At 53.6% G+C, this 16,687-nt stretch carries 14 protein-coding genes; 5 read left to right on the top strand and 9 right to left on the bottom strand.

What is annotated here, in order from left to right; genetic code table 11:
• Positions 1–171: 171 nt before the first annotated feature.
• The 5 genes from MUN86_RS20680 (at position 172) to MUN86_RS20660 (ending at position 4,765) form a co-directional block, all read left to right on the top strand.
• Positions 172–621: a DUF2141 domain-containing protein gene (locus MUN86_RS20680; RefSeq protein WP_245119885.1), complete on the top strand. Its 450-nt coding sequence runs from the start codon at positions 172–174 to the stop codon at positions 619–621.
• Between the two features lie 216 nt (positions 622–837).
• Complete coding sequence (locus MUN86_RS20675) at positions 838–1,935, top strand: hypothetical protein (RefSeq protein WP_245119884.1); 1,098 nt, start codon at positions 838–840, stop codon at positions 1,933–1,935.
• Positions 1,936–1,997: 62 nt separating this feature from the next.
• Positions 1,998–2,486: a TolB family protein gene (locus tag MUN86_RS20670; RefSeq protein ID WP_245119883.1), complete on the top strand. Its 489-nt coding sequence runs from the start codon at positions 1,998–2,000 to the stop codon at positions 2,484–2,486.
• Positions 2,487–2,527: 41 nt separating this feature from the next.
• The gene (locus tag MUN86_RS20665) at positions 2,528–3,736 is read left to right on the top strand and encodes a hypothetical protein (protein ID WP_245119882.1); all 1,209 of its coding nucleotides are present in this window, start codon (positions 2,528–2,530) and stop codon (positions 3,734–3,736) included.
• A gap of 294 nt (positions 3,737–4,030) precedes the next feature.
• Positions 4,031–4,765: a pirin family protein gene (locus MUN86_RS20660; protein WP_245119881.1), complete on the top strand. Its 735-nt coding sequence runs from the start codon at positions 4,031–4,033 to the stop codon at positions 4,763–4,765.
• 83 nt (positions 4,766–4,848) lie between these two features.
• Here the strand turns inward: MUN86_RS20660 and MUN86_RS20655 are convergent, their stop codons facing one another.
• The 9 genes from MUN86_RS20655 to MUN86_RS20615 form a co-directional block, all read right to left on the bottom strand.
• Positions 4,849–5,607 carry a LytR/AlgR family response regulator transcription factor gene (locus MUN86_RS20655; protein ID WP_245119880.1) on the bottom strand — a complete coding sequence of 253 codons (759 nt, stop codon included), beginning with the start codon at positions 5,605–5,607 and terminating at the stop codon, positions 4,849–4,851.
• Positions 5,604–6,737, bottom strand: coding sequence for a sensor histidine kinase (locus MUN86_RS20650; RefSeq protein WP_245119879.1), 1,134 nt, complete (start codon positions 6,735–6,737; stop codon positions 5,604–5,606). Before MUN86_RS20650 ends, MUN86_RS20655 begins: the two co-directional genes overlap by 4 nt.
• 179 nt (positions 6,738–6,916) lie before the next feature.
• Positions 6,917–7,402, bottom strand: coding sequence for a YdeI/OmpD-associated family protein (locus MUN86_RS20645; protein ID WP_245119878.1), 486 nt, complete (start codon positions 7,400–7,402; stop codon positions 6,917–6,919).
• Positions 7,403–7,545: 143 nt separating this feature from the next.
• On the bottom strand, positions 7,546–8,334 hold the full coding sequence (locus MUN86_RS20640) for an L-fucose dehydrogenase (RefSeq protein WP_245119877.1): 789 nt from the start codon (positions 8,332–8,334) through the stop codon (positions 7,546–7,548).
• A gap of 260 nt (positions 8,335–8,594) precedes the next feature.
• Positions 8,595–9,452, bottom strand: coding sequence for a fumarylacetoacetate hydrolase family protein (locus tag MUN86_RS20635; protein ID WP_245119876.1), 858 nt, complete (start codon positions 9,450–9,452; stop codon positions 8,595–8,597).
• Positions 9,453–9,530: 78 nt separating this feature from the next.
• Positions 9,531–10,295: an SDR family NAD(P)-dependent oxidoreductase gene (locus MUN86_RS20630; protein ID WP_245119875.1), complete on the bottom strand. Its 765-nt coding sequence runs from the start codon at positions 10,293–10,295 to the stop codon at positions 9,531–9,533.
• Between the two features lie 282 nt (positions 10,296–10,577).
• On the bottom strand, positions 10,578–12,470 hold the full coding sequence (locus tag MUN86_RS20625) for a RagB/SusD family nutrient uptake outer membrane protein (protein WP_245119874.1): 1,893 nt from the start codon (positions 12,468–12,470) through the stop codon (positions 10,578–10,580).
• 25 nt (positions 12,471–12,495) lie between these two features.
• A complete protein-coding gene (locus MUN86_RS20620; protein ID WP_245125803.1) occupies positions 12,496–15,153 on the bottom strand; it encodes a SusC/RagA family TonB-linked outer membrane protein in 2,658 nt (885 codons plus the stop codon).
• Positions 15,150–15,776, bottom strand: a complete 627-nt coding sequence (locus MUN86_RS20615) for a carboxypeptidase-like regulatory domain-containing protein (protein WP_245119873.1) — start codon at positions 15,774–15,776, stop codon at positions 15,150–15,152. The genes MUN86_RS20620 and MUN86_RS20615 overlap by 4 nt, the downstream gene beginning before the upstream one ends.
• Between the last annotated feature and the right edge of the window lie 911 nt (positions 15,777–16,687).

The following is a 16,687-nucleotide window of genomic DNA, read 5'->3' as shown; positions in this document are numbered from 1 at the left end:
ATGAGTTACAGCTGAGTAAGGAAATTCCAGTGCAGTTTCGTGAAAAAACCGAGCTCCGCAGTACAAGTGTCCCGCAATAAGGCTATCTTGACAATCCATCAGAATTGGCACTTTTTACGGTTAACGCAAGTTGGCCTTGCACTGTCTTCTAATCCGAACCGCACCTTGCTCATGAGAATATATCACTTTGCTCTTTTAATGGCTGTTGGCAGCCCACTATTAGCTACGCCGTCTGCTGCCGGAGACAATCCGGCTGGTACCTCGTCTGTTACCGTAATAGTGTCGGCGCTGGCATCCACTAAATCAGTGGTGAAGCTGTATTTCTATAATGTGCGAGACAAGTTTTTGCAGCATGGAGGCTACGCTTTTATGCGCGTAATTCAGCCGGGAGGCCAACAGCAAGTAACATTGCCCATCAACTTACCTAATGGCGAGTGGGCCGTGGCCATCACCCAAGACACCAACAATAACGATAAACTGGACAAGAACTTCGTAGGTATTCCGACGGAGCCTTACGCCTTTTCCAACAACGTGCGCCCCAAACTGGCCGCCCCAGATTTCAACGACTGCAAGTTTGTGGTTAGCGGCCCCAAGGTAGTAAACATTACCCTAAACAAGTAAAGCTGCACCAAGACCAACAAGCCGGTGTTAGGTGAACCTAGCTTGCTGATTAGAGCATTCTCGAAGACAATCAATTGAAGCCCGGCCCACGTTAGTGGGGCGGGCTTCTGCTCTTTAAAAGACCAGGCACCAAACTGTCAACAAATACAGGCAGCCGGGACGGCAGTTAGCGGAATGTAGCCTAACTTCTCGCCTTTATTTCTTGGCTACAATTCCATGCGCACCTTTCTGCTAGCTGCTCTGGCAACTCTGGCTTCTTCCCTGACGGGCCGCGCCCAAAGCTTGCCGATTCTCGACCAAAACCCGCCCTCCTTACGCTGGCAGCAGATCCAGACGCCACATTTTCGGGTGCTGTACCCAACCGGCTTTGAATCAGCCGCCCAACGTACGGCGCAGCGACTAGAGCAGGTACACACACCGGGAGCCGCCACACTAGGCGTGAACCCGCGGCCCATTTCGGTGGTGCTCCAAACTCGAACCAGCGTAAGCAACGGATTTGTAACTTTTCTGCCGCGCCACGCCGAGTTTTACGCCACGCCTGAGCAGGGTATGGACTTGGGTACCAATGATTGGCTCGACCAGTTAGTGGTGCACGAGTACCGGCACGTAGGGCAGTTCGAGAAAGGCCGGCATGGCATTGGCCGACTGCTAGGCCCTCTGCTCGGCGACGGCGCGCTTGGCGTAGCGGCCGTAGGACTACCCCAATGGTTTTTTGAGGGCGACGCCGTAGGCACCGAAACTGCCCTGACGCGTAGTGGCCGAGGACGCATTCCGGAGTTTGGGGTAGGAATGCGAGCTAACCGGCTGACCGGGCGGCACTACAACTACCAAAAGGCTGCTAATGGCTCATTGCGCGACAACGTGCCCAACTGGTACGTGTTAGGCTACTATCTAACTTCGTACGCCAAAACCCGCTACGGCGCCGACGTATGGAACCGGGTGCTTACGCGCTACAACCGGTTTCCATTTTACCCGTTCTCGTTTTCCAACAGCCTGCGTCGCACTACGGGCCTGCGGGTCGAGCAACTCTACGCTCGCACCATGGCCGACCTCGATTCGACGTGGCAAAGTCAGCAGCGGGACCTGAAGCCCACGGAGGCGCGGGATCTGGCCGGTCAGTACCAGGGCCGGGTGTTTACGCAGTACCAATACCCGCAGTACGTCAACGACAGCACGGTAGTAGCCTTGAAGACGGGACTCGGCGACATTGCGCAACTGGTACTGCTGTCAACCAAAACCGGGAAAGAGCGGAAGCTGTATGTGTTGGGTCCTTTAAACCTGCCGGAAATGCTGTCGGTGGGCGGGGGAAGGTAGTGTGGCCGGAGTATCGATTTGATGCTCGCTGGGGACAGCGCGTTTATTCCGAGCTAAAGGTGTTGGACTTGGCCACTGGGCAGGTAACACGGGTGGGCCGGCACCACCGCTATACCGCCGCGTCTTTGTCGCCGGACGGCACACGGCTAGTGGCCGTCGAAACCGATTCTAGCTACCACCACGCTTTATCAGTGCTCGATGCCCGCACGGGTGCCGTGCTGCGTACACTGCCCAACCCGCAGAACGACTTCTACCAGCAACCTCACTGGACGCCCGATGGCCAGCATATTGTAACGGTGACGCTCAAGCCCGCTGGCAAAACCCTTGAGCTACTGGACCCAACTAGCGGAGCGGCCCGCGCCTTGTTGCCCGTAGCCAACGTGAATGTGAGCAATCCGCAGCCTTGGGGCGAATACGTGTTTTACAACTCGCCGCAGTCGGGGATTGATAACGTGTACGCCGTGCACACCGGCACTAGCCAAACCTTCCAGGTAACTTCCCGGTCGTTGGGGCTTACCACGCGGCACCCGCGCCGGATGGAAGCCGCCTAACCTTCCACGACTATCGCGCCACTGGGACCCGCGTAGTGGAAATGGCGCTTAATCCCGCCACCTGGCTTCCGGTACCAACTGCCACCACTGCCGTATCCGGCCCCTATGCAACGGCCCTGACAGCGCAGGAGCCCGGTGCTTCTACCTTGTTGCCGTTGCTCGCTGGTACCGCGCCTACCGATACGGCGCGCAAATACCCCATGCGGCCTTACTCGGTGCTGCGCAATTCGTTCAATGTGTTTGGGTGGGGTGTCGTGCAGAACCCGTCTGGCAACAGCGTGAGCTTGGGCGTTCGTTCGCAGGACGTGCTCAGCACTACGCAAGCCATTGCCGGGCTTACCTACGACCAAACCGAGCGGACTGGCGCTGTCTTTGGCGGGTTGAGCTACCAAGGGCAATACCCCGTGCTAGATGCCGATGTCACGTACGGCGGCCGCGATGCCGCCCGGTACATCGACCGGGCCCGGGGGCCGGCGCAGCCGCTCGACAGCCTTCGGCGCGACCAATGGCGCTACACCCGCCTGACAGCTGGCCTGCGCTTGCCCCTTACGCTCACCCGCTCGAAATACCTGGAAGCCCTGACGCTGAGCAGCTATTACCTGCACGAACGGGTAAGTGACTATGACTTACCGGTCCGTTCGCGCAGTGAGCCGGGTCCTAACCGGCCGGTACACGCCGTGCAAACTACGCTCAGCTACGCGCGCCAACTGCGGCTTAGCGCCCGAGACGTCGCACCACGGTGGGGCGGCTCGTTGCTGCTTACCTCGCGCTTGACTCCCTTCGGGACCGGCCTCGACGCCCGCCAGTGGGCAGGGCAAGGCAGTGTGTATCTGCCTGGGTTGGCCAAGCATCATGCACTGCGACTACGGGCGGGCTACCAATGGCAGCAGCAGCGCCAATATCAGTTTGCAGCGGCCATTTCGTTTCCGCGGGGCGAAGGCTACGTGAGCTTCGATAGACTGCGTGCCGCTTCCCTGGACTATTACTTGCCGGTGGCTTATACCCACTGGTCGGTAGGGCGGTGGCTGTATGTGCAGCGGATACGAGCCAACGGATTCCTAGATGTGGCCCAGGGCCGAAGCGTAGGTATTTCCGGCGAACGAGACTACCGCAACGTGGGTCTCGATACGTCGGTGCTGTTCAACGTGCTTCGGCTACGCACGCCCCTAGAAGCCGGTGTGCGCGTGGTAGTGAATACCTACACCCAGGAGCTGATAGTTGAGCCCATAGCGTTCAGCATCCGTTTATGATGTTGGTGCTTTGCAGCGGGGTTTACGAAAGCTGTGGTGCGTAGCTCTTGCCATCTATTGCTTGGGCAGCTAAGACAAGAACGTAGATTCAAGGGCTGCACAGTTGCGGCAGTAGCCAATCCGTCGATTTAGAGCCGCTGGCTGTCGATTGAAGCAGTGCGCAGTGAAGGGAGCAAGTGAAATTCAGGTAGCGAATCAGTCACGGCACTAGTACTCTAGCTGTGCAAGAGCAAGTGCTTCTGTAAAAGCCTCCCAGTAGAAGTTGACTTCTTGCGCCGCCATGCAAGCACCACCATGATCAAGCAGACACCAGGTACGATCTATTTAGCCGAGCAGCGCGGACTAGTTGAAACCAGTGAGTTTCGCCGCTACAGCACGTTCAACTTCGGGCCGTATGCGCACGAGCATAAGACGCCTTTCGGGAATCTATGCGTTGTAAACGAGGAAACGCTAGGCGGTGGTCAGCACCTCGAATACACTGTCGAGCAAGCTTCCTACATCATCTTGATTCCAATAATCGGTGAAGTAACGGCTGCTACCATAGCGGGTAGTGCCACTGTGGGAGTAGAGCAGCTCCAACTGCTGACGGTGCCTGCCAATACCACGGTGCAACTAACCAATCCGTACGAAACAGAGCTGGTTACTTTTCTGCAACTGTGGGTGAGAGCTGAATGGCCAATACAGGAAATTAGTAGTTATATATCTGATTTTCAGTTGACGGCAATTGAAAAACAGCTGTTCCCAATAGTGCCTAGCACCAATAGCAAGATCAGCTTGGCGCTTCCCTTCGCCGTGAGTATTGGCCGTTTTGCGGGGCGCCAGGAGGTGGTGTACCAGCTAGAAAACCAAGCATCGTTCTTTGCATTTGTGCTGGCCGGGGCCTTCGAAGCACAAGGCAGACTGCTGCAGGAAAAAGACGGCTTGGCTTTGTGGAACACCAAGGAAGTGGAACTGGAAGCCCTCAGCAACAACGCGTTGCTTGTAGTCATTGAACTAAACAAGCAATTAACAACGCCTCACTTCACTTAGCGTAGGCATGCTTTGAATCGGTAATCCACAGCACCGGCTTCGCTCAAGTATAATACCAGCACGAAGCCAGTGCAGTGCAGATACTACTTCCAGCGGCTGACAAACTGATCAAAAGCTTCGCGGTAACTGTCGCTGACGGGAATGGTTTCGGTACCAATATGCACAGTGCCCCGCCCGATAGACGCAATGTGGTTAAGCCCCACAATATAGGAGCGGTGAATGCGCATAAACTGCCGCGGCGGTAGGCGCTCTTCTAGCGCTTTCAAGCTAGTCAGGGAAAGCAGCGGCTTCGACTCGCTTTGCCGGTACACTTTCACATAATCCTTGAGCCCCTCTATATACAGAATGTCGTGGAAGGGCACGCGCACCAGCTGGTATTCCACTTTCAGATAGAGGTAGTCGTCGGGGGCGTCGGAGGGGGCTGCGGATGTTGAGGCAACTGCCTGGCTCGCAGGCTGACTAAGTTCCGCATACGACTTCGCTTTGTTGGCTACGCGCAAAAACTCTTCGTAGGTGAAGGGCTTCAGCAAATAATCCAGCGCATCGACTTTGTAGCCTTCCAGCGCATACTGGTTGAATGCTGTGGTAAACACCACCCGTGGGCCGGGTTGACCAGGTTCCCGGACCAGTACCCGGGCTAGTTCCAACCCGTTCAGGTCCGGCATCTGAATATCAAGAAAAAGCAAATCGACCGGCGTGGTTAGTTGCTGCATACCCCGCAGGGCGGCAACTGCACTGCCGTAGCTGCCAACCAAATTCAGAAATGGCGTTTGTTCGATGAAGCGACCCACTAACTTGAGGGCAAGCGGTTCGTCGTCAACGGCAATGCAAGTAAGTTTCATGACTGCAGGGAGAGGGTAAGGTGCACGTAGTATTCGTGCTCGGGCGTGAGTTCGGTTACGGTCAGGGTGTGGCGGTCGGGGTAAAGCAGCGCCAAGCGGCGGCGCGTATTGGCCAGTCCAATACCTTGGTTTTCATCGAGCGCCAAGGGGCGGTCCTCGAAAACCGAGTTGCGCACCTCTACCTCCAGCGTATGAGGCGTGGGCTGCCGCACCACAATGCGGATGTGGCTAGGAGCCAAGGCGCTGACGCCGTGTTTGAAAGCATTTTCTATGAACGTGAGCAAGAGCATAGGCGCAATGGGCGCCTCGTGCACTACGGCTGGCGTTTCATATTCCACCCGCACATTGTCGGTGAGGCGCAGTTGCATTAGGTCGATGTAGTCGCGCACGAAAAGCAACTCCTGACTAAGCGGGGCAGTGCCGTTTTGCGTGTCGTAGAGCACGTAGCGCATCATGCGGGAAAGCCGGTGAATGGCCTCCCGCGCCTGGTCACCGTCGAGGAGCGTGAGGGCGTAGATGTTGTTAAGCGTGTTGAAAAAGAAGTGCGGATTGATTTGCGCTTTCAACCACGCCAATTCAGTTGAAAGCTTTTCCTGCTCCAGCGCCTGCCGGATCTGGGATTCCCGTTGTCCGCGCTGCACGGCTGCTACGCTGGTGCCCAAGCCCAGCACCAGCAGCGTGGAAAGCAGCACGGCCGGGTTCACCCAGTCTTGGCGCCAGCCCCAGCGCCGTGATTCGCCCGGATGTTTGCGCCTGCCACCAGGTGGCGGTTCGGGCCAGCGAGAATTTACGTTAGGCGAAGGAAAATTCGGGTTAAAACGCTGAGAGCGGTAGCGTTTTTCCAACTCGTTCTGCAGTTGCCGGTAGGGTAGCGATACACCGATTGCCATTACTACCACAAACGCCCCATAGCTCAGCAGCCGTCGCCCATACAATAGCCGCGGTACAGCCCAGTAGACATTGAGGTAAAACACGCCCAACGACACAACAAAAAGCGCCGCTTGCAGCAAATAAAATGGCGTTTGAGGAAGCCGCCCTGGCGGCTGCAGCGCGAGCAGCATTCCGAGCAGCATCCAGGCAAGTGCATGAAGCAAAAAGGTCTGGGCCTGACGAAAAGTGAACAGGGGCATGAAGCGGATAATAGATACGTACTTTAAAGGTAGCAGCTCATGCCCCGGCAGTTCTTAGATAATCGGCCAGCGTCGCATAAGTCTATACCGATAGCTACCACGAACCGTTGGTTTCGCGGCTAGGTTGCTAGTACGTAGGGCCGAGCTATAGGTAGCTTGCTTTGCTGCGGCTCCAATGTCTACGACTTCCGAAAAGGATGCCGACCATTTGCTAGGCGTTCGGCTAGCTCCACGGCCCGCCGCGCCCGGGTTTCGGCCTGTTTGGCAGTAGCTATGTGTTGCGCCATAGCCCGACGGTGACTGGCCGAATACTTATTGAACCCCGTTTCGGCTTCCGGCCAAGCAGCTAAGGCTTCTGTCAACTCCTCTGGCAAATCAACTGCATCCGAATTCAAATCGGGCGCAAGGCTAAGCGTGACTTGCTGCCCAAGCTGTACTCCGGCCGCCTGGCACATGTCTTTATTGATCATCAGGTAGCGCCCACCGCCGGGTAGCGGCAGCAGTCCACGTCGCACAGGGTAATTGTTGATGGTGCCTATTACCCGCTTGAGTGTTTTGCCACCCAATGCTTCCACCACTAACGGTGGGACTACCACAATCTGCATAGGCATAAAGCTCGGCCCGCCGGGCTCCAGCATTGCCTGAAACGTGTGCAAAGTTTCCATGCTTTGAAAGTAACAAAGCTTGTTGTTCGTTGCGCTATACAGTCAATTACTGCTTGCCTTCCGCCCACAGTTTACCACTCTCCATGAAGTAGGTTGCCTTGACTCAGCCGTTTCTACTTGGCGTTGTAGCAGAAATCCTTCGACTACGCATTGGCCAAAGCACGGTCGAGATGCACGTAGCCGCCATCGACGTGTATAATCTGGCCTGTGGTATGGCTAGAGCACACCGACAACAAAAAGGCAGTGGTATTCGCAATTTCTTCGGTCGTAGTCATGCGGTTTTCCAGCGGAATCTTGGCGGTGATTTCGCGTAGTTTTCCCTCCGGGTCGGGCAGGGTCTTGATCCACGTTTCGTAGGCGGGCGTCCAGCATTCAGCCACTACCACGGCATTCACCCGAATACCATATTTAAGCAGTTCCACGGCCCACTCGCGCGTGAGGGCATTGCGTCCGCCGTTGGCAGCAGCGTAGGCCGACGTATTGCCTTGGCCAGTTTCAGCCGTTTTCGAGGTGATATTGAGAATGGCGCCGCGCGACTTTATTAGTTCTGGCAAAGCGTAATGAGCCATCAGGTAGTAATGCACCACGTTACGGTGCAAGCTCTGCATGAAGGCTTGGTAGTTGCCGCTTTCCAATCCTACGCCATCATTCACACCCGCATTGTTGACTAACCCATCGATGCGTCCGAACTGCGTCACCACGGCCTGCACAGCTCGCTCGCACTCCGACGGGTCCGACAGTTCGGCCGTCACGTATCCGGCCTGTCCACCGGCAGCAATTACCGCTGCTACTAGCCCCTCGTTGTCGTTGGCGTTGCGGCCTATTACCACCGGAATAGCTCCTTCGGCCGCTAGTACCCGCGAAATGCCTTCGCCAATCCCCTTGGCGCCGCCCGTTACAACAATGACTTTGTCGCGCAATTGTAAGTCCATAACTCCAAGAGACTGTGCAGATGAGTACTAAATAATCACGGATGACATGCTCGGCTCTGTAGCTATAGCGTCGTAAAAACATGGCCAATAAGCCGAACTATTTACGGCCAAGTCAAGCGTTTTCGAGGGCTTGGAGCAGCTTTCAAGTCAACGTGAAAAACGGCGTGCAGTCAAGACACAACAAGCTGTTTTTTATTAGAGCAGCCCCTAGCTATTCAACAAGCCAAGTAGCTGCTCCAAGAAAGTCTACACTACGAGCACTAGCTCTTGGTATAGGCTACCAACTCCTGACGTGAAGTGCCAAGCCCGTCAATGCCGAGTTCTACCACGTCGCCTGGTTTCAGGTACACAGGCGGCTTAAAGCCCAACCCCACTCCGGCCGGCGTGCCCGTCGAGATGATGTCGCCGGGCAGCAGCGTCATGAACTGGCTGATGTAAGAAACCAGAAACGGGATGCGGAAAATTAGGTTGGCCGTAGTGCCATCTTGCATCATCTGGCCGTTTACGCTCAGCCACAGGCGCAAATTGTCTACATCACCTACTTCGTCGGGGGTAGCCAGAAACGGTCCGACTGGCGCAAAGGTGTCGCAGCCCTTACCCTTGTCCCAAGTGCCGCTGCGCTCCAACTGAAACTCCCGCTCCGACACGTCGTTGTGCAGTGTGTATCCCGCAACGTAGTCGAGGGCGTCGGCTTCTTCCACGTAGGAAGCACGCTTGCCTATCACCACGGCCAACTCCACTTCCCAGTCGGTTTTAGTGGAGTTTTTCGGAATTACAATGTTGTCGTTCGGCCCGACAAGCGCCGTGGTTGACTTGAAAAACAGCACTGGTTCGGCGGGGGGCGTAGCCCCTGTTTCCCGGGCGTGGTCGGCATAGTTCAGCCCGACGCACACAATTTTGGAAGGCCGTGCCACGGGTGGTCCTAGCCGCTCACTCGCTGCAACAGCAGGCAACTGGCCGGCATGAGCCTGCACAAACTCCGCCAACCGGCTCAAACCATCAGTGGCAAAAAAAGCCTCGGTGTAATCTTCTCCGAAAGCGGATACATCAACTGATTGGTCTTGTAGTATCACGCCTGGCTTCTCTTGGCCTGGCTGGCCGTAGCGAATTAGTTTCATGAGGTTTGGTTGGTGATTGAGAGTAAGGGTTGGAGCCTAGGCAGAAGCTAGTAACTGCCGAAAACTAGCGCGCAGCAACTAATTATTGAGTTTGGTGAAACCACCATCTAAGGGGTAGTCGCAGCCGGTTACAAAACCGGCTTCGTCGGAGCAGAGGTAAAGAGCTAAAGCCGCTACTTCGTCGGGGGTGCCCATGCGCCCGATGGGTTGGCTACGAGAAAGCTTATCGAACATTTCCTGTTCTTTCCCCGCATAGTTTTTGGCAATGAACCCATCGACAAACGGCGTATGTACGCGCGCTGGCGAAATGCTATTGCACCGGATATTGTGCGCTAAGTAGTCGCGGGCCACCGACAACGTCATAGCAAAGATGGCACCCTTGCTCATTGAATACGCAAACCGGTCGGTGATGCCTACTAAGGCGGCAATAGAAGCCAAATTCACGATGGCACCGCCCCCATTCGCTTTCAATTGCGGGACGGCGGCATACAAACAGTTGTAGGCACCCTTCACATTCACATTATAGATTCGGTCGAAGTCCGCTTCCGTCGTGTTTTCCAAGTTGCCAACGTGCGCAATACCGGCATTGTTAACCAGAATATCAATCGGGCCAATCTGACTGAAAATGGGCAAGACCTGGGCTTGCTGGCTAATGTCGGCGCTGTGCACAGTGGCATAGCCTCCTGCTTCCTGAATCTGAGTTACTACCTGTTCGCCAGCAGCCGCATTCAACTCAATGATGTGTATCTCGGCTCCTTGGGCGGCAAATACCAGCGCAATGGCTTTGCCAATGCCACTTCCACCACCCGTAATAACCGCCTTCTTCCCGGATAAACTGAACATAGGCAAGCGCTTATAAGTAACACACCGATCTTCGGCAGACAAACAACAAGATCAGTTCTGACCTCAAACAAATCGGGACAGCCGCAAAATGATAAACAATGCGGAATACACTCTCCTGGTGTGTCGGCCTTTTCAGCGAAAGTGCCTCATTTAGTGATTTGCTACAATAATTAATATACCCGGTAAGCATTAGGCAATTACTAAATGCATGCAAAAAGGCCACGACCTTCGGAGAAGATCGTGGCCTTTAGCGGACAGAGCAACAAGAATAAGCTGTGCTAATTAGTAGCCCTCGTTCTGAATCAATGCTGGGTCAGCACTAATAGCACTCTGTGGGATAGGCAACAGTTCTTTGCCTACGCCCGGCACATACTCAGCTGCCAAGCCAGTACCCGTACTCGTAGCTGTAGTGGTACCGATAGTGACTCGGGTGCCTGTGGGTCGGGTATTAGCCACATAGGCAGCATCAATAGATTGACGCCAGTTTACGCGTACTGTGCCAGATGGAGCAGTGGAGGGCGCATTGGGAGTAGTAGGCGGGTCGAAACTGGTGTTTGAAGGACGGTAGAAAGAAAATGCCCAACGTAAGTTTCCAGCCGCCGGAGTACGGAAGTACAGGTAGCGAGGCACGTTCTGGTAAGGAGCTTGGGCTCTTGCCATCTTCTCGATGTTGGTCTTTACCTCATTTAACTTTGTTTCAAGTAGGTTCCAGCGCAACAAGTCGTATTTGCGAATTCCTTCGCTTCCGAATTCTAAATACCGTTCGTTAACAACCGTGTTAAAGAAGTTTGCTTTGCTGGTGTTGTAGCTAGTGCCCAGAGTAGACAGCGCTAGCGCACTATTGCCACTAAAAGCGCGAGTACGAACTTCGAGCAGCGCACTTTGAGCAGCAGGAGTTGGTCCGTTTAGCTCGTTGTCAGCTTCAGCAAACATGAGCAGTACATCAGCAAACCGGATAATTGGCCAGTTGTAGTCTAGGTAGTTTACCGTACCTGTTACGGGTGGCGTATGCCAGTCGCGGCGGAACTTGCCGTCGGTGATTGCGCTGAGAGCTACACCCGACTGGAAGTTGCTTCTTTCGCCAATTTCGTACGTTGTGATTGTAACGGCGCGGCGAGTATCCGTCGAATCGAAGGCGTAGAAGTAAGGCGGTGCGATGGTAACGGCCCCTTGCGTCGAACCATAAGTGCCGTTGGCATTGCGTAGGCGCGGACCGTTGTAGTAGCCAAGTTTACTGCCCGAGGCCACGGTGGCCGTGGACATGCCTACTTGGAACATAATCTCATTTGCTGACTCTGACCGCAATTGGTTGATGCTCATAAAAACCTCCGAGAAGCTGGGGTTCAATGTATGTTCACCACGTTTAGCCATCAAGTCAAGGCATTCCTGCCGCGCAATTCGGTAGTAGTCAAGATAGTCAGCTGGACGCTGCATTTGCTTGCCTTTCAACGAGTAGCCGCCCCGAAACAACGCAATTCGAGCCCGAAGAGCTTTTACTGCTCCCTTCGTAATGCGCTCGTTAGGTGTGGCGGCTCTCGAACGCCAAGGAACAAGCTTCTCAGCTGCGAGCAGATCATCGAGCAACTTAGAAAGCGTAGCGTTGCGGTCGGCATTCGGCAGGTTGAAGTCCTGATCTGGAGAAGAGGGAGCGAACTGGGCTGGTACATCACCCCAGTTGCGCACCAGCTCGAAATAGTATTGCGCACGCAAAGTCAGGGCTTCGCCGTGCAGACGGTGCAAAGCAGCAGTGTCCGCTGCTGTACCACCATTATACAGCGTCATCTGTGGAATCTGCTGAATACAGATGTTAGTACGCTCCACGCCTTGGTACAACTGGTTCCAAGGGTTGGTGATTTCGGTGTTCGTTGGCAATGCAGTGTAGCGGGCAATGCTACGCCGGGCACCATCAGCAGCTCCTACCGAACCAATCATTTCATCGGTATCGTAAGGAAAATACATGCTTAAGCGCGTGCCATATCCTTGGTCGCCCGAGAGGGGGTCGTAAGCTCCAATGATAGCAGCCGTGGCACCGTCTACAGTGCTAAAGGTATAGGCTGTTGTGTTCAGAGCAACGGGCTCCACATCAAGGTAGTCTTTGCAGGAAGACACCAGACCAGTGGCACCAGCTACCGCTACAGCGGTCAGCGCGGCTCGGAAAGAAATGAACGATTTCATATAAAATGCGAGGATGCAGATGGGGTTACAAAGACAAGTTCACGCCAAAGAGGAATGCCCGGCTACGCGGATAAGCAGCATAATCGACACCCGGAGTTAGAGGCGAAGAGCGACGGGTACTCACCTCCGGGTCATAGCCTGTGTATTTAGTGAAGGTGTAGAGGTTGTTTGCCGTGGCGTAGAAGCGTACAGTAGCAATTTTGGCGCGAGCCGTCAATGCCTTAGGCAGCGTATAGCCGAGTGTCAGGTTGTTCACGCGTAGAAACGAGCCATTCTCCACAGCCCATGAGTGCAAGAAGTAAGCACGGGTAGGTGTCCAGATATCAGCGTTCTGATTTACTTCACGCAACTCGTCTAGGCTGGTGATGAGGCTACCATCTGCTTTAATAGTGCGGTAGCGGTTGCTCATAACATCGAGCACGTTGTTGAATGCCGTGTTGGCCGTGTTCGAAGTAAACTCAAGCTTGTTGGCGTTGTAGATATCGTTGCCAAGAACGAAGTTCAGGAAGAGGCTGGCGTCGAAGCTCTTGAAGGTAAATTGCTGGTTGAAACCACCCACAAGCTTCGGGTTGGCGTTACCAATTACAGTCTGATCATCAGAGTTTATTCTGCCGTCACCGTTCAAGTCCTTCAGCTTAATCAAACCCGGCCGGAAGGCGGTTTCACCAATCAGACCTAGGTTGTTGAGCAAGGGCTGATCGGTTCTTGGAGTCCAAGTACCGAGGCCACCAGCCGTAGTAGCCGGAACGTACGCCGTGAAGTCATCAGCCGTGAGGAAGCCGTCAGTCACGTAGCCATACATCTGGCCCACTGGCTGACCTACCCGCGCTACGAAGTCCTGGTTCAGGGCAGTACCAGCCCAGCCAGAAGCGATGCCCGAGATTTCACTTAGCCCATCACCGAGGCTTTCGATACGGCCGCGGTTGAACGAAGTGTTAGCCGTGGCTGTCCAGGTGAACTTGTCGCTCTGGATAATGGTACCCGTCAGTTGCAATTCAACCCCACGGTTTGAAGTCTCACCAATGTTTTTCAATTGCGAGAGATAGCCGAGAACCGATGGAATTGGACGGTTAATCAGCAGGTCGCTGGTAGTGTTATAGTAAGCATCGGCCGTGAATTGCACGCGGTTGTCGAGCAGGGCCAAGTCAACCCCTATGTTACGTGAGGTTGTTACCTCCCACTTCAAATCAGGATTGCGCAAGATGTTGGGTGCCGAGCCGAGCACAATGCTATGATTCAGTGCGTAAGGCGCGCTACCTGCTTGGAATAGATACTCCGTCTGGAAGTCAGCAATACGGTTGTTGCCGGCCTGGCCGTAGCTAAGACGCAGCTTCAGGTCCGAAACAGCGGGCAACCCTTTGAAGAAATTCTCACGCGAGATACGCCACGCTACCGAAGCACCAGGGAAATATCCCCACTGATTGCCTTGACGGAATTTAGAAGAGCCATCGGCCCGGAACGTACCCGTAAACAGGTAGCGGTCATCGTACGAATAAGTTACGCGGGTGAACCCGGAGAGCAAGCGGTAGTCCTGCGGGATACTAGTGCTCGGCAGGACGGGTTGCGAGGTCTGGCCAGTAGGAAGTACGCCTTGATTGATGTTTGCCAAGGCGCGCTCGGCCGTGATATCAACAGGTAAGAAGTTGGTTTGAATATACTGCTGCGTGTTACGCTGCTGGTATATTTCTTCCCCAATCAGCACGCCTATAGAATGCATTCCCTTCTCTACGCTGTAGTCCAGAACGTTGGAGTTGTTAAGCGTATTCTGCCTTACAGTGGTGATAGTGGCGAAAGGCAATTCAGCGTAGCCACCAGAAGCTTGCCGAATGGTAGGCGAGTACCGGCCGTTAAACGTTCTGAGGTTGGTATTCGTGATATCAAAGCCTGCAGTGGTGCGGAACACCAATCCTTTTGCCAAATCCAGCGAGGCATTAGCACCAATGTTTACGGTCTGCCCCCGATCATTGCGATACTCGTTGTCGATGGCAACAATAGGGCTAACAAGCGAAGAAGTAGCGAAGAATTCCGGGTCAAATGTACTTGGGTCTGGTACTTCACCATTAGCTCTGAGGGCCAACAGCGGCTGATACTGCACGGCATTCCGAAGGCGCGAGGTGGTGTTAGAACCACTGCTAGACGTACCGGCTCCATTGGTACCTTGGTCGTTGAAGCGCACATTCAAGCCGAGGCGTAACTTCTCTGTCGCCTTCGTATCGAACCGAAAGTTTACAAGGTTACGCACATAGTCGGAGCCGCGTTGAATACCGTCTTCTTCGTTGCGAGTCAAGCTCAGTGCGTAAGTTGTGCCCTTGACACCGCCTGCTACCGATACGTTGTGTGTCTGCTGGAAAGCGTCACGTCCGAAAGCCTCATCCTGCCAGTTAACAAAAGGGGCATTGCGGGCCTGCATTATTGTATCACTAGCAAAGTTGCTGCTGCCGAATAAAGATTTGAATGTCGGCAGTCCACCTGCAGCATTGCCAATGAGCCGGGACCGTTCGTACTGATAATTCAAATAGTCATCGGGGTTCATAACGTCCAGTTTCTTCGTGATACGACGGAAACCAGCGAAACCATTATAACTCACCACCGTGCGGCCTTCAAGGCCTTTTTTGGTCGTGATAATTACTACACCGTTGGCGCCACGAGCACCGTAAATGGCGGTAGCAGAAGCATCCTTCAGAACGTCAACCGAAGCAATATCCTGGGGGCAATAACGCTCAGCGCGTTTTCAATCTGAATACCATCTACTACGTACAACGGCGAGTTATCCTGCGTTACGGAGCCACCGCCCCGCACACGTACTTGCACGTTCTGGTTGCCAGGAGTGCCTTCAGCACTAGTCAGTTGCACCCCAGCCAAGCGTCCGGTCAAGGCTTCAGCGGCAGAGTTTACAGGAATATCCTTAATTTGCTGCGCACTCACCGACGATACTGAGCCAGTTACGTCACGGCGTTGCACCTGCTGGTAACCGATAACTACAACGTCTGTCAAGGTTTGCGTGTCCTCTAGCAGAGTCACATTTACCTGGGCCTTGTCGCCAACTGTTACGTCCTGCGATACATAGCCGATGTAGCTAACGCGGATGGTAGGATTGGTTTCGGTAGCAGGCAGCGTAATCAGGAAAGTACCATCGCTGTTAGTGGAAGAACCAGTAGTAGTGCCCTTCACTACCACCGTTACCCCGGGAAGGCCTTCACCTTTTTCGGATCTGATAACGCCGGAAATGCGCCGTTGCTGCTGAGCCCACGCTGTAGATGCCGCACAGATCATCAGCGGCCACAGCAGTAGTTGTTTTTTCATCATTATAGAAGTAACCGTGGGAAATTTAAAACAAGCTTAAAAAGACTCTCGTCAATTGGATTGTTCGGTCTTGATTTAGGGTTTTCCTTTGAACTCAATAACCTCCGCACATCCCTTAAATAAACTAGCAGCACAATTTGGATTGTCAGCTTATTATTTGACTCACTAATTTTAACTGAATACTTCTGAATTAAGAAGATAGGCCAGTTTTTTATTTATGCAATCGTTGCCGGGAACGTTCTCACATTACAACTAAATACGCTTTTCCCTAGTTGCTCACACTCCGTTGTTTCAGTTTTGTAAATATAGAATTGATTCTTGTAAATAATGCTCGTTTAGGCAATTAATTGAATTATTCCAATGTATGCTAGCTATTACACAACAAACAGTGCAAACTGGTATGCAAGCAGCTTTTTATTGTCTGTGCATACATAAAAGCTAGGTGCTTGATAGCTGAATGCTGTGCCGAATCAAATGAAAGCTTAGTCGTTATATCAACACTGCGTATGACGCTACGCTTGTTAATTGAATCTAAGCTGATCCAAGAACTAGCAGTACTTACAAAACAGTGTCCGGTAGCTAGTGAGTGAGTACTTCAACAGAATAAATACAAGTACCTGAAAATTCGAAATGCACGCAGGTGTAGGATAAAGGTTGACAAGCCTATAGGTAGTTGACTTCATTTAATGATGCTAGTGTGGGGGTAAGGACGAAGGCAAGTGGAAGAGGGCTGATAGGAGTGCAAACTGTGGACTTGCTTACAGCTAGTTTTAGCTGCCGGTTTACTTCTGGTAGCACCTCAGATACATATAGTATAGGTACTTGCTTTGTATATAGCCGGGCATCTTAAACTTTGATTCCGGCTGATTTCGCCCCAACTTGCCTGAGCCGTAGCCCCAGATACGGCTTTCTCA

Origin of the sequence: Hymenobacter volaticus, assembly GCF_022921055.1 — a bacterium.
GTDB lineage: Bacteria > Bacteroidota > Bacteroidia > Cytophagales > Hymenobacteraceae > Hymenobacter > Hymenobacter volaticus.
This window is presented reverse-complemented; position numbering and strand designations above follow the sequence as displayed.

Bases quoted from the DNA above. Each gene is read 5' to 3' on its own strand.
- MUN86_RS20680 (WP_245119885.1), top strand. From the start codon at position 172: ATGAGAATATATCACTTTGCTCTTTTAATGGCTGTTGGCAGCCCACTA.
- MUN86_RS20675 (WP_245119884.1), top strand. From the start codon at position 838: ATGCGCACCTTTCTGCTAGCTGCTCTGGCAACTCTGGCTTCTTCCCTG.
- MUN86_RS20665 (WP_245119882.1), top strand. From the start codon at position 2,528: ATGGCGCTTAATCCCGCCACCTGGCTTCCGGTACCAACTGCCACCACT.
- MUN86_RS20660 (WP_245119881.1), top strand. From the start codon at position 4,031: ATGATCAAGCAGACACCAGGTACGATCTATTTAGCCGAGCAGCGCGGA.
- MUN86_RS20655 (WP_245119880.1), bottom strand. From the start codon at position 5,607: ATGAAACTTACTTGCATTGCCGTTGACGACGAACCGCTTGCCCTCAAG.
- MUN86_RS20650 (WP_245119879.1), bottom strand. From the start codon at position 6,737: ATGCCCCTGTTCACTTTTCGTCAGGCCCAGACCTTTTTGCTTCATGCA.
- MUN86_RS20645 (WP_245119878.1), bottom strand. From the start codon at position 7,402: ATGGAAACTTTGCACACGTTTCAGGCAATGCTGGAGCCCGGCGGGCCG.
- MUN86_RS20640 (WP_245119877.1), bottom strand. From the start codon at position 8,334: ATGGACTTACAATTGCGCGACAAAGTCATTGTTGTAACGGGCGGCGCC.
- MUN86_RS20635 (WP_245119876.1), bottom strand. From the start codon at position 9,452: ATGAAACTAATTCGCTACGGCCAGCCAGGCCAAGAGAAGCCAGGCGTG.
- MUN86_RS20630 (WP_245119875.1), bottom strand. From the start codon at position 10,295: ATGTTCAGTTTATCCGGGAAGAAGGCGGTTATTACGGGTGGTGGAAGT.
- MUN86_RS20625 (WP_245119874.1), bottom strand. From the start codon at position 12,470: ATGAAATCGTTCATTTCTTTCCGAGCCGCGCTGACCGCTGTAGCGGTA.
- MUN86_RS20615 (WP_245119873.1), bottom strand. From the start codon at position 15,776: ATGATGAAAAAACAACTACTGCTGTGGCCGCTGATGATCTGTGCGGCA.